This window comes from Nostoc sp. PCC 7107 (assembly GCF_000316625.1).
In the GTDB taxonomy this organism is placed as follows: domain Bacteria; phylum Cyanobacteriota; class Cyanobacteriia; order Cyanobacteriales; family Nostocaceae; genus Nostoc_B.
On the sequence record NC_019676.1, the window covers coordinates 719937 to 733263 of the forward strand.

Consider the following 13327-nt stretch of genomic DNA (forward strand, 5'->3'; position numbering starts at 1 on the left):
GTCTTCTTGCTGTTTTATTCTTAATTTTGAGCAAAGTTGCTGTTTGTGTATTTAACATTTTATTATGCTTGAATAAAGCAATTTAAAGTTGCGATCGCTACTATTTGTTACACCTTAAATTTCAAGTATTCCAGAATTTAAATTAAAAATTTGGCAATCATGACGCATCTGCAAACTATCTCTGAATATCAATGCTTTGACGGTAAACTCGGTTTTTACTCTCATACTTCTACAACTTGTCACAGTGAAATGCGCTTTGCTGTTTATCAGCCTCCCCAAGCAGCACACAAACCAGTACCAGTTCTTTACTTTTTGTCTGGTTTGACTTGTACAGAAGAAAATTTCATGGTCAAGGCTGGGGCGCAACGTTATGCCGCCGAGTATGGTTTAATGTTAGTGGCACCAGATACTAGTCCTCGAAATACTGGCATTATGAGTGAAGATGATGCTTGGGATTTCGGTACGGGTGCAGGATTTTATGTTGATGCTACCGCAGAACCGTGGCGATCGCACTATCAAATGTATAGTTACATTGTCCAAGAATTACCTGCTATCATTGCAGCTAATTTCCCGATAAAACCCGATAAACAAGGCATTTTCGGTCATTCTATGGGGGGACATGGGGCGCTAGTTTGTGCTATACGTAACCCCAAACAATACAAATCAGTGTCAGCTTTTGCGCCTATCGTTGCACCTATGAGTTGTCCTTGGGGAAAAAAGGCTTTTAGCGGATATTTAGATAGTAATCAAGATAGTTGGCGTACTTATGATGCGAGTGAATTAGTCAGAAAACTAGGCTATCATAGTCTCATTTTAATTGACCAAGGCACGGCAGATAAATTTTTAACTGAACAATTAAAACCAGAAATATTTGAACAAGCCTGTGCATCTGTAAATCAACCCCTCAATTTACGTTACCAAGTTGGCTATGACCATAGTTACTATTTTATTGCTAGTTTTATTGCTGATCACATTCGCCATCACGCGATCGCGCTAACTTAAGGTAAGCTATAAATTACTTAAATTCTGAAATTTCCTCTAGATTTAAATATTCTTCTGGAGTGTAATGTTTTTTTTGTGTTTGGATTTGCATAATTTTATCAAGAAAATAACTGATTATTTGGGATAATTTGTACTTAAAAATTGTTCTGCTTCTATTTTATTTGTAGTTACTCTATCTAAAGTAGCAACAAGAATAGCATCAAGAATTTGCCGATATTGGGGGCCTGGTTTGTAGCCTAATTGCTTCAGGTCGTTACCATTTAAAATTGGTTGGATGTACGCCAATACTGTTAAGTAATGCCAGATTTTTTGTCGGAGCGATCGCGGGCTTTGCAAGGCGATTAAAATCAGCATTGGTAAGTCATACTTTTTCAGTAACTGTACAATTTGACTGGGACGCTGCAATTCCGGTAACAATTCATTAACCTCTGCTTGCGCTGAAGCTAAATTTTGCAAGCGGTGAATGCTATCTTCTTGTAATTGCAGATTTTTGGCGACTTTTTCCCGATATTCTGGTTTGAGGTAGGCAATTAACGCTTCTAAGCGCATTTGCCAGTGAATAAAGGTGAGTTGGGGATCAAATCTCCGCAGACAGCGTTCTAATAACCGCAGTTGACGCAGGAGTTCAGCATCTAAGGAGAGAGTGGAATGGATGCACTGCAAAGCCTGCAAGTTATCGAGTAATTGCAAAGCCGATTTCCAGTACGGTGCTTCTAAGATATGTTTCAATTCGGTTTTCAGTCGAGTTTGCAAAGCGGGAGTTCTGCTATTTTGTTGAGCAGTGCGATCGTAAACACCACTGTTAATTGCATAACGAATGTACTCTTCTGTTCGCGGTTCAAAATCAAATCCAAAGCGCACAGCAAAGCGCACACCACGATAAATCCGAGTAGGATCTTCAATAAAACTATTGGCGTGTAAAACCCGAATTTGCTTGGCTTGTAAATCTAATAAACCACCAAAAAAATCGAGTAATTCGCCCGAACGGGGAGAAGTTAGCCGCAATGCCATTGCATTGATAGTAAAATCTCGACGGTACAAATCTTGGCGAATAGAACTCGCCTCAACTTCAGGGTTCGCCGCTGGGTAAGGATAAAATTCTGTTCTAGCGGTGGCAATATCCACCCACAACGAATCTAATTCTGCATCTTTGTGCCACAACAAAGCCGCAGTTTGAAAAGCACCATGAATTTCTAAACGTGCGGCTGGGTAAAGTGCTTGTAATGCTTTTGCTAATTCCACCCCAGCACCAACATCTGCTGATTTGTGAAAGCCATCTACGACCAAATCAATATCTTTAATCATTAATTTGTTGGTGGTTTCGGCTAATAGCAAGTCCCGCACAGCACCACCAACTAGGTAAAGATGCCAACCGCGTTTTTCTGCTGCTTGGGAGGCTTTGGTGAGTAATTGCCACAGTTGGGGTGCAAGACGTGAGGCGATATTAAGTGCTGTTAGCGGTAGCGGGAGTTGAGCAGCGTGCTGAGTGCTGAGTGCTGAGTTTTGAGGGCTGAGGTTTTGAAATTCCTCACTGTTTTGATGTAACTCCCGTAGAACATCGGTACGGGTGACGATACCAACTAATTGTCCATCTTCTAAGACTGGTAAGCGTCCGATATCATAAGTCACCATTAGCGACTCGATTTGTGGCAGGGTGGTATCTGGGGTGATGGTTTTGAGATTGATAGTCATGTAACCTTTGACTGGTGCATGACTAAAGCCGTGGTGAAAGGCAATATCTAAATCTCTCCTGGAAATAATGCCGACTAACTGTCCTTGGGCATCAACTACAGATAACCCAGAATGCCCATAACGTAATAAAATCCGCTGTGCTTCGGCAATGGTAGTTTCTGGGCGAATGGTGCGGACTGGGGAAGACATCAAATCTCTGGCGGTGAGGGGATGGGGAATGGAAACTTTTAAACCTTCCAAAAGTTCTTCTAGAGTTGCTTGTGTATCCACTCCCCGCAAGTTGAGTGATGCAGCTTGGGAATGTCCACCACCGCCAAAGGGTTGAAATAACAAGTTAAGATTGACACCAGGAATTTGCGATCGCCCAATCACAGTTAATCTTGATTCATCTTCCCCCAATGGATATTCATTGACTAACAATAAAGCATCAATTTCGCTTAACTCGACTATTTGTGATGCTAAACTCGATAACCCAGGCACAAAAGCCTCTGTTTTTAAAGTTACCCAAGCAAGGGTATAACTACGCAAGCAGAGATATTCTAACTCTTGTAAGGCTGTGGTTAATAGCTGTTGTAACTGTGGTGATAAACCAGGGTCACGATAAGTAGAAATAACTCCTAAACTTGCGCCTTGCTGCATCAACCAAGCCAAAGCTAAAGCATCCCTAGCTGTTGATAAATCATACGTTAATGAACCTGTATCAACATGGATACCCAAAGCCATCACTGTTGCTTGAGATGGGGTGAGGGAAATTTGTTGTTGTTGTAATTGCTCCACCATTAAAGTTGTGCAAGCACCCACCGGGGCAATATGCAATTGCGTCGCCGGAATATCACCCTCTTGCCCTAAGTGATGGTCATAAACTACAATTTCTTTTACACTGGGTAGATCTAACCATTCAGCTGCTTTACCCAGGCGATCGCGCTTTTGTGTATCAACTACAGTAATCGAACGAATTGTTTGCGGATTCACTGAACGTCGTTCAATCAGCGGATACTCATCTCGATGTAACGCCAAAAAATCTCTCACAGGTGGATGTGCGCCGCCTGTCAACACAATCTTACTCCCCGGTTGCAAGCACGTCAGCCCAACCGCTGCCCCCAAAGCATCAAAATCAGCCGTTGTGTGGCAAAGAATTAAGTCCATAATCCTTAATCATCAGTCATTAATACTTAAACAAAGAACAAAGGACGAATGACTAAGGACAAATAACCAAAGTGTATCAATTTCTGCTAGGTTAAAAAATAAGGAAAAACTGTCAGTGTCGCCCTTTAGGATATTCTATCTTTAGTATTACGCTGTCTTGGGAGAAGCAAAAATGACCATAATATTCCAGTTCGCTTTAGTAGCTCTTGTTTTGATGTCTTTTGTACTGGTTGTTGGCGTTCCTGTTGCCTATGCTACCCCACAAAGTTGGGTAGAATCGAAAAGATTATTGTGGCTGGGTTCTGGAGTTTGGATTGCCCTGGTACTGTTAGTTGGTATATTAAACTTTTTTGTAGTCTAGGCGCTTGACAATAGTCCAATAAAATAGCATAAAGCTGATAGCAAAAGAAAAAGGTAAATGGTTTTATTTACCTTTTTTCTCATTCTTGGTAGATATCGCTGAAATCAACTTACTTCTCTCCTCCGCACTCATAACTCAGCACTTTCCTATAATTGTGCGCTTCATCTCAACCATCTGCAAAGAAGAAATGTATATTGGCAAGAGTATAGTTGATTAAGAGGCAGTCATGGCAGTTTTTGAGGGAACTTTTACTCAAACTGAACCCTTACGTTTTGCAGTTGTGATTGGTCGATTTAATGACCTTGTTACTACAAAGCTGGTGGAAGGATGTCAAGATTGCTTGAAACGTCATGGTGTAGATCCCAACCCCCACGGTAATCAAGTAGATTATGTTTGGGTTCCGGGAAGTTTTGAAGTGCCAATTGTTGCCCGTCAACTAGCACTTTCCCAGCGTTATGATGCGATCATTTGTTTAGGCGCGGTTATCCGCGGACAAACGCCCCATTTTGATTACGTGTCTTCGGAAGTAGCCAAAGGCATTGCCGCAGCCAGCTTTCAAACTGGTGTTCCGGTAATTTTTGGCATTTTGACAGTAGATACAATGCAGCAAGCCCTAGAACGAGCCGGGATTAAAGCTAATCATGGTTGGGACTATGCCATGAATGCCTTAGAAATGGCCAGTCTCATGCGGAAATTACGTTCTAACCTCACAGAATCATACTCTTTAAATCCCCAATCTTTGCCTGCTGCTCACGGTCAAGAGTCAATAGTTAACAGTCAGTAGTCAAACAATTTTGGATTTTAGATTTGCGTTAGCGAGTCCGCGAGCGTCTTTTGGATTTGTTCCCCTTGACTTCGGGCGGGGCTTGTACCGAAATAATCTAAAATCTAAAATCCAAAATTAGCTGACTTGATAGCTTGGGGTCAATCTAAAATCTAAAATCCAAAATTGATTGACTAAGCATAAATGACAAATAACCATTGACTAAAACTTAGGGGTTGACAAATCAAAATATATCTGACACTATAGTTAATGTGGGTTTGCGGGTATAGCTCAGTGGTAGAGCGCAACCTTGCCAAGGTTGATGTCGCGCGTTCGAATCGCGTTACCCGCTTTTACAAATAGGTCTATGTATTTAATCAGCAGAAATTAGCGTGAATGCGAACCTGCCAATATATATTTGGATTAGGCTCATTATATTTTTGGTAGATTACACTAGATTTATAAGTGGCTAGTTGAATATAAGTTTGATCAGGTAAACAGCATCTCTTGGCAATAAAGTCAGCCACTATTTATGTTTGAGCGAAGAAAGAGCCATTATCATCTCTGATAAACCACTGGATCATTATCAGGTGAATGAAAATACGGTAAAGCACGACTCACGCACAAAGATTGTCTGTGGGAACTGGGTATAGAGTGTAAGGGTTTTGAATAAGTATACCCGTTCACCCTTCCCAAAAACCTTGATTTTTTTGTCTCCGGAGTTAGTCAGATAAAAAAGTCTCCTGCTTTTTATCTAATCCTCGGTAGTTAGAATTTAGGAAGTGTTCTCAAAAAATTCTGGCTTGCGAACGCAGCTTTGTCAAACTGTTTGTTTTCAGAGTAGTTGCGCGTAAGCTTAGAATTGTATTAGATATGTAAGCACCATAAATGCCCCAAAAACTTGATCAAATTACCTTGAAAATCACGCATATAGAGCCGGAAATCCTTAAACAAGATTGCCAGCTACGGCACAAAACAACAGACAGATATACCCATTTCCACAAAATTGGTAATTGATGGTGTTGTTGATAATGGCAATATTTGCCTGAGTTCGATATGTATATAAACAGTTGATTGTGAGATCACCCAACTGCTAAAGCATTTAGTAGGGAAGGAAAATCTCCAACTTATGAAAAACACGCTCAAGTTAGTAGAACGCTTGTGCATCCTCAAAAACCCGAAAAAATAGACTTTAACCAGGAATATCCCTGTCCCTGTCGACGTAGGGGACGGTTAGTTCCAATTACCCTTACAGAAGCATTTGGCTGCGATCGCTGTCAGCAAATCTTTGTTGTCCAAGATAATGGATATGTCCTAGAACAACTTTCGACCACCTATCCCTACAAGCGGGCTTGGCGCTGGACGGGAAATGGTTGGAATGTTGTCCATCCACGTATGGGAGAAAGCTATCTACCCATCGCCCTAGGGATTATTTTTGTGCTAGTGATTATTTGGCTACCATTAGCATTGAAATTAGCCAAGGGTTCTAGCATTATTGCTTGGGCAATAGTGGCAGTGGTATTAGCTATCCTGCCAGCACTCATGGTCTGGCTTACCTACCGACGTTAACTCAATGACCGTTGAAGTTGTAAATGATTACCCCGAACCAATGAAAAGCGCCAAGCGCGCTTTTCAGGCTTCCCTGAAGTTGGGGTTGACAAAGGGTGTAGACCGCAGTCGTGCTGTGTTGGCGATGGCACAGGCTCTGGAAAGTTCTTTTGATGATATTTTAGAAGCTAATACTCTGGATTTAGAAGCCAGTAAAGAAATGGCAGTGCCAGAGTTAATCTTAGACTGGCTGAAACTCACCCCAAAACGACTAGAGATCACAGTAGAAATACTCCAACGCTTGGGTGAACTATCAGATCCTCTACGGCGAGTGAGGAATGCTGACTATCAACCAGAAGACTCTCAGAGTTACTCGCAATTAATGGCTTTGGGAGTAATTGGTTTTATTTATGAGGCATTTCCAGATTTAGGAGCGATCGCCGCAGGTTTGTGTATTAAAACGGGTAATAGTATCATTCTCAAAGGTAGTACAGAAGCCAGTCATTCTAACGCAGCGATCGCAGAGGTACTCCAAAGTGCAATTCAAGAGGTTGGTTTACCTCCAGGTTGCGTTGAACTAGTCACCGCCGAACATGGTGCTTCTGTGCGGGATTTAGTTACTCAAGACCAGTACCTCAATTTAGTAATTCCCTACGGACGTTCCAGTTTGGTGCAACAGGTGATGCGACAAGCAACTTGTCCTGTATTAAAGTCCGCAATGGGCAACTGTTACCTGTACTGGTCGCTGAATGGCAGCTTAGAAATGCTACGCTGGATGATTCTTGATAGCCATCAAAGCGAACCAGACCCGGTGAATGCCATCGAAAAGGTATTAATTCACCGTCAAGCTATGCCATCATCTTTATCGGTGCTGTGGAATAGCTTGAAAGAAAAAGGCTTTGAAATCAAAGGTGATGCAGAGTTAGTTGAAGCTTTTCCCCAATTGCAACTAGCCAAAGAAAGCGACTGGGGTAGTCCCTATTTAACTAAGACTGTGGCCTTTAAACTAGTGGATAGCTTAGAAGGTGCGATCGCTTGGATTAATCAACATAGCAGTGGTCATGCTGACTGTATTGTGACGGAATCTTATCAAGAAAGTCGGCAGTTTGCTTTAGGCGTGAACAGCGCTTCCACCTACATCAACACTTCCCCTAGATTTTCGCGTAACCCTTCGCGGGGAGACTCCGTATTTTTAGGTATGTCCAACCAAAAAGGCCACCGTCGGGGATTTATTAGCTTGGAAACCTTGACTACAGTTAAGCATATTATTCAAGGGAATGGTAGGTTTTAAAATGTCAGGCGATCGCTCTCATCTTAGAGTAACAATTACTTTTTAAAATTACTCAAATACAGGCGGCCATAACTCAGAAATTGCCACTTCCCAACCAGGAAACAACTCAACAATAGTCAATTTATCTTCACCAGCTAAAACTTCTACTTCGCCATGAAGACGGTAAACAATCACAGTTAATTCATCTGGATTAATTAACATTCCCACTCTGGCACCTAATTCTAAAAATAATTTAACTTTTTCTTCTAACTTAGAAATTCTATCTGTTTTTGATTTTATTTCTACAACTAAATCAGGTACTAATTCAGCAAAATCTCTTAGAGTGCGTTTTAATCTTGCTGCTGCTACAAAAGAAACATCAGGGGCGCGTAAATCGCTGTTGGGCATAATAAACCCACCACTTGAGTCAAATATCCGCCCTAGTTTACGAGGATTAACCCACAGTTTAAGTAAAAATATTAATTGAGCGCCAATCTCGCTAGATTCAATATCTGACGGCCCCATAAGTAGAATATGTCCTTCTTGCAGTTCTATTTGGTAATCATGCTGCTCTTCTTGTAGGTTTTGTTGTAGTCTTTCTACATCTTTAATAGTGAGGTTCATACAACTTTTTAGGTATATTTAACTTTACTGTCATGTTAACCTAAATTTTTAGTGTCTATAAAAAACTAGTGCTGCTTTGCAATATACTATTAAGCTAAAAAAAGTCCGCCTAGACGGACTTTTTTTTATAGTTTCAAACCTCTAAATTTATGGCTAATTTATTTAGGTTTGGATGTGTAATACACTTGACCACCAGTATCGGGGACAAAATGACAGCTAACACAAGAACGCCATAAAGACTGCCAAATCGGTTCTTCAGACTTGCGATAATACTCGCCCATTACAGGTTTAATCGCTTCAGTTGCCTTTAACAAGTTGTAGTGGGGGATATTGAGAAAGATGTGATGGGCAACGTGAGTACCGATATCATGGTGGATGTGATTAACCAAACCATAATTGCGATCGATACTAGAAATTGCACCCTTGAGAAAAGTCCAATCTTCGCCACGATACCAAGGAATATCAGCCTCGGTGTGATGTAGAAATGTCACCAAATCTAACCAAACAACAAACACAATGTAGGGCATAGCGTAGTATTTCAACAACCACATCCAACCCCATTGATAGGTGAGGAAACCCAACAAACCTACCATACCAATCCAGAGGGCTGTACTAGTAATTACATCCCATTTCTCCGAAGGCTTGAAAAGTGGGCTATTGGGCGAAAAGTGCGAACCTTCTTTATTAGGAGAACGTTTAAACAAATAAACTGGATAAGCCAATAAAAATAAATAATATCGACCTATTTTTTGTGCTAAAGGCATTTCTTTATACTGTGATTCTGTCACAGGATACCAGCTTTCATCATTATCAAGATGACCAGTATTTTTATGATGTGTCCTATGGCTGATGCGCCAACCATGATAAGGAACTAATATCGGTGTATGAGACAGATGTCCGATTAAATCATTGAGCCATTTATGCTTAGAAAATGATTGGTGTCCGCAGTCATGCCCAACGACAAACAAAGCCCAAAACATTGTTCCTTGCATTAACCAGAAAATAGGCCAAAAATACCAAGAATCAAGGTAATGAGCCACTGCATAAAGCGAACCAATAATCACAACATCACGAAAGAAATATAACAGTGATTTGCCGACATTGGGTTGAAAACATTCTTCTGGGATAGCTGCTTTTAAATCCTGAAGAGTAAAAGGCAGCTTAGTTGTATTCTCAGAAGTTTCACTAGCAGGGGAACTGTCAAAAGGGATGGTAGTTGATTGCACTTGATTCTTTGATGAAATATAAAATCAAAATTTGTTTGAGGTTCTAATTCACCTCTAAAATACCTGCAATGCTTTTGGACATGCAGTGCAAAAATCTCTGGCAATTCACTTAGCAATAATTTATCGAGAATTGCCAGAACCTATTTAATTTGCAGACTAATCATCTAATCGCTCTGTAAATATACTACAAGCTTAGATTTAATCAGAGCAATTTTAGCCGGATATTAGCTTACTTGTCTGCATAATATTCGTTAAAAGTTTGATAACCTCCATCAGTTATGTACAGTTGACATTGGTCTGTAATGTGTTTCATTAAAGGCCAAGAAAACTGTAATTCATCATGCAAATGATTTGCCCAATTATCTTTAATGCTGCTGTAAGCTAACCGTAAATTATAAGAGGGAATAGCAGTAGAAATGTGATGAGGTACGTGGACATTAATATCGTGGCAAAGAAACTCTACCCAACGAGGATAATCGCAATGAATAGTGCCATTTAACTGTGCCATTGCTTCGTTCCACTTGCTTGCTTGCTTAAAAGGAACATCTGGAAATGTATGGTGAACAATGGTGAAGGTACTCATCCAGAAATGATATACCAACCAAGGCACAAGCCAGAATTTGACAAATCCCCAAATACCAGTTGTAGCGATGAGGGTAGGAAATACAACTGCTGCAAAAATTGCAACTACAGCAACCGAAAGTTTAATACTTCCTTGGTCTTTAACTTTAAAATTGCGCCAGTCGAAATGCACAACAGCCCAATGTCCAATGGAACCTACCCACCAAAGACGCTTTTTCATGAACAATTGAAAAGCAGATTGACGAGTTTTATCCCAACTTACAAAAACTTCTGGTCGGATAGGATGCCAAGCGTTATCCTCATCTAACTTGTTGGTATGTTTATGATGATGATTATGCTTGATCCGCCAACTATGAAAAGGGTAGATTAACGGCATCATAAATATATGCCCAACTAAATCATTAACCCACCGCCTTTTGGCAAATGAACGATGACCGCAGTCATGTCCAATCACAAAAAAACCGGTTAAAGCTGTACCTGTAAAAATCCAGGCAATAGGCAATAAAAACCAGGGAGAAATTGCCAAACTATAGTAGCCTAACCCTACCATCAAAACATTAAAGAAAACTTGTGTCCAAGCTTTGCGACTATTCTGCTGAAAACATTCTTTTGGCAGAGTTTTGATAATATCTTTGAGCCTCAGTTGGGAATTACTAAGGTCTTGGTTTATTTCTTGCGTCTTGATTATTGATGTAGTCATGAAAACCCGAAAAACGACAAACTCCTCAACCAAGTTACCCAAAAGTAACTTGCCACAAAATTTCTTTACATTAACGCTTTGGATTATAGCAATTTTAGCTGACTAAGCATACCCAAAAGTATTATTTGGGAGCTATTTCTAGAACTGACGAGTGGATATTTTGATTGCTCAGAAATTCCTTTGTCATTAATCATTGGAAGAATGACTAATGACAAATCATAAACGACTTACTGTTTTTTGTCTGCAAGTTTTACATTTGTAGCTAGACCAAATAATTGTAAAAGTTGGATTGTCATCCAAGTTAAGTCAATTTCCCACCATTCCAAGCCGTGACGGGCGGAGTATTGAAAAGCGTGGTGGTTATTGTGCCAGCCTTCACCAAAAACTAGTACGGCTACCCACCAGCAGTTAGTTGAGTTATCGCCTGATTCATAGCTGCGATAGCCAAATTTATGGGTAGCACTGTTTACCAACCAAGTGCAGTGGTAAACCCAGACAATACGAACAAAAATACCCCAAATCACAAACGGCCAGCCACCCAAAAATAACAATAGTAAACCTAGGGCAACTTGGATGAGAATGAAATATTTTTCTAAAAACTGATAAACTGGGTCTTCGGCAATATCTTTGGTAAAGCGAGGAACGTCAGCATGAGCCGGGCATTTGTGAATTAACCAACCCATGTGGCTCCACCAGAAGCCTTTATTAGAATCATGGGGATCTGGGTCAGTATCGGAATGCAAATGATGAATGCGGTGTGTTCCTACCCACTCGATAGGCCCTCCTTGGCAGGATAGTGTTCCGAAAAGCACCAATAGATATTCCAACCACTTAGGAGCTTGAAAACTGCGGTGAGTAACCAGGCGGTGAAAACCCAGAGTAACGCCTAGACCACCAGTGATCCAGTAAAGTAAGAAACCCACACCAACTGCCGTCCAGCTAAAGTTGCTAGGAACAAGGGCAAATAAAGCGCCGATGTGTAGACCAACGAAAAATAGGGTATTTACCCAATTGATTTGAGGTTTAGTTGAAGTAGCAATTGTCATGCATTAACCTGTATTGAAATTGTTTAGCCTAATCTGCGCGATCGCAAAATCCGCACATTTATAATTTTTTATTAATGAGGAAGTAATGAACAGCTTGGAACAGCTGCGGCAAGCAGAACAGGCACTGATAGAGATTTTTTCTGGAATTGACGCTCAGGTCAAGCATAATCTCAAAAGAGTGCTGGATGCCTTTCGTAATCAGCGCGTAGGAGCGCACCACTTCGCTGGAGTAAGTGGCTATGGTCATGATGATTTAGGACGAGAAACTTTAGATAAAGTTTTTGCGGAAGTAATGGGCGCGGAAGCTGCGGCGGTGCGAGTGCAGTTTGTATCGGGAACTCACGCGATCGCTTGCGCCCTATATGGTGTACTTCGTCCTGGTGATGAAATGTTAGCAGTGGTCGGCTCTCCCTACGATACGCTCGAAGAAGTGATTGGTTTGCGGGGTCAAGGACAAGGCTCCCTTATTGAGTTTGGCATAAAATATCGCCAATTGGAGTTAACTGCTGAAGGATCTATCGATTGGCCAGCTTTAAGCCATGCTGTAGATGAAAAAACACGTTTAGTGTTAATCCAGCGTTCCTGCGGCTATTCCTGGCGGCCTAGCTTATCAATTGCGGATATCGCCAAGATTGTCCATTTAGTCAAACAGCAAAATCCCGATACTGTTTGCTTTGTTGATAACTGCTACGGCGAATTTATCGAAACCAAAGAACCCACCCATGTTGGTGCTGATTTAATGGCGGGTTCTTTAATTAAAAATCCGGGTGGTACGATTGTCACCGCTGGTGGTTATGTAGCTGGCCGGGCTGATTTAGTAGAAGCCGCAGCCTGTCGCCTGACTGCACCCGGTATTGGGAGTTATGGCGGCGCAACCTTTGACCAAAATCGCCTGTTATTCCAAGGCTTATTTTTATCGCCGCAGATGGTGGGTGAGGCGATGAAAGGTACTTTCCTCACTGGTTATGTTTTTGACAAGCTTGGTTATCCGGTGAATCCTGCGCCCCTTGCACCCCGTGGGGATGTGATTCAGGCGATTAAACTCGGTTCTGCAAAAAAGTTAATTGCTTTCTGTAAAGCTATACAACAGAATTCTCCGGTGGGTTCCTATCTAGACCCTATACCTGATGCTATGCCGGGGTATGAGAGTCAGGTGGTGATGGCTGGGGGGACGTTTATTGAAGGGAGTACCTTGGAGTTTTCAGCGGATGGGCCTTTGCGTGAACCTTATATAGTTTATTGCCAAGGGGGGACTCATTGGACTCATATTGCGATCGCCTTAGAGGCGGCAATTGAAGCAGTTGGAAGTGCTTGAAGTTACATGAGTTAGGATTTTCTCACGCAAAGGCAGCGCGTTGCCTTTGCGT

Annotated in this window: 11 protein-coding genes and 1 tRNA gene; 7 read left to right on the top strand and 5 right to left on the bottom strand. The window is 41.4% G+C overall.

Annotated features, from left to right (window positions below; all coding sequences use genetic code 11):
• The first annotated feature begins 159 nt into the window (after positions 1-159).
• Positions 160-1002 (top strand): S-formylglutathione hydrolase, encoded by an 843-nt coding sequence (gene fghA / locus NOS7107_RS03060; RefSeq protein WP_015111521.1) that lies wholly within the window; start codon positions 160-162, stop codon positions 1000-1002.
• Positions 1003-1116: 114 nt separating this feature from the next.
• Here the strand turns inward: fghA and NOS7107_RS03065 are convergent, their stop codons facing one another.
• The gene (locus tag NOS7107_RS03065) at positions 1117-3840 is read right to left on the bottom strand and encodes a CBS domain-containing protein (RefSeq protein ID WP_015111522.1); all 2724 of its coding nucleotides are present in this window, start codon (positions 3838-3840) and stop codon (positions 1117-1119) included.
• Positions 3841-4012: 172 nt separating this feature from the next.
• Between NOS7107_RS03065 and psbZ the strand changes: the two genes are divergently transcribed.
• From psbZ to NOS7107_RS03090, 5 genes are all read left to right on the top strand, one after another.
• On the top strand, positions 4013-4201 hold the full coding sequence (psbZ, locus tag NOS7107_RS03070; RefSeq protein ID WP_015111523.1) for a photosystem II reaction center protein PsbZ: 189 nt from the start codon (positions 4013-4015) through the stop codon (positions 4199-4201).
• A gap of 226 nt (positions 4202-4427) precedes the next feature.
• Positions 4428-4985 (top strand): 6,7-dimethyl-8-ribityllumazine synthase, encoded by a 558-nt coding sequence (ribH, locus tag NOS7107_RS03075; RefSeq protein WP_015111524.1) that lies wholly within the window; start codon positions 4428-4430, stop codon positions 4983-4985.
• Positions 4986-5244: 259 nt separating this feature from the next.
• A tRNA-Gly gene (locus NOS7107_RS03080) sits at positions 5245-5316 on the top strand.
• An 809-nt stretch (positions 5317-6125) separates the two neighbouring features.
• Positions 6126-6533 carry a hypothetical protein gene (locus NOS7107_RS03085; protein ID WP_015111525.1) on the top strand — a complete coding sequence of 136 codons (408 nt, stop codon included), beginning with the start codon at positions 6126-6128 and terminating at the stop codon, positions 6531-6533.
• Between the two features lie 4 nt (positions 6534-6537).
• Positions 6538-7803 (top strand): glutamate-5-semialdehyde dehydrogenase, encoded by a 1266-nt coding sequence (locus NOS7107_RS03090; protein ID WP_015111526.1) that lies wholly within the window; start codon positions 6538-6540, stop codon positions 7801-7803.
• 48 nt (positions 7804-7851) lie between these two features.
• Here NOS7107_RS03090 and NOS7107_RS03095 read toward each other — a convergent pair whose 3' ends face one another.
• The 4 genes from NOS7107_RS03095 to NOS7107_RS03110 form a co-directional block, all read right to left on the bottom strand.
• Positions 7852-8406 carry a Uma2 family endonuclease gene (locus NOS7107_RS03095; RefSeq protein ID WP_015111527.1) on the bottom strand — a complete coding sequence of 185 codons (555 nt, stop codon included), beginning with the start codon at positions 8404-8406 and terminating at the stop codon, positions 7852-7854.
• 158 nt (positions 8407-8564) lie between these two features.
• A complete protein-coding gene (locus NOS7107_RS03100; protein WP_015111528.1) occupies positions 8565-9632 on the bottom strand; it encodes a fatty acid desaturase in 1068 nt (355 codons plus the stop codon).
• A gap of 229 nt (positions 9633-9861) precedes the next feature.
• Complete coding sequence (locus NOS7107_RS03105; protein ID WP_015111529.1) at positions 9862-10914, bottom strand: fatty acid desaturase; 1053 nt, start codon at positions 10912-10914, stop codon at positions 9862-9864.
• Positions 10915-11141: 227 nt separating this feature from the next.
• Positions 11142-11960 (bottom strand): acyl-CoA desaturase, encoded by an 819-nt coding sequence (locus NOS7107_RS03110; protein WP_015111530.1) that lies wholly within the window; start codon positions 11958-11960, stop codon positions 11142-11144.
• An 85-nt stretch (positions 11961-12045) separates the two neighbouring features.
• Here NOS7107_RS03110 and NOS7107_RS03115 point away from each other — a divergent pair, with 85 nt between their 5' ends.
• On the top strand, positions 12046-13275 hold the full coding sequence (locus NOS7107_RS03115; protein WP_015111531.1) for a methionine gamma-lyase family protein: 1230 nt from the start codon (positions 12046-12048) through the stop codon (positions 13273-13275).
• The last annotated feature ends 52 nt before the right edge of the window (positions 13276-13327 follow it).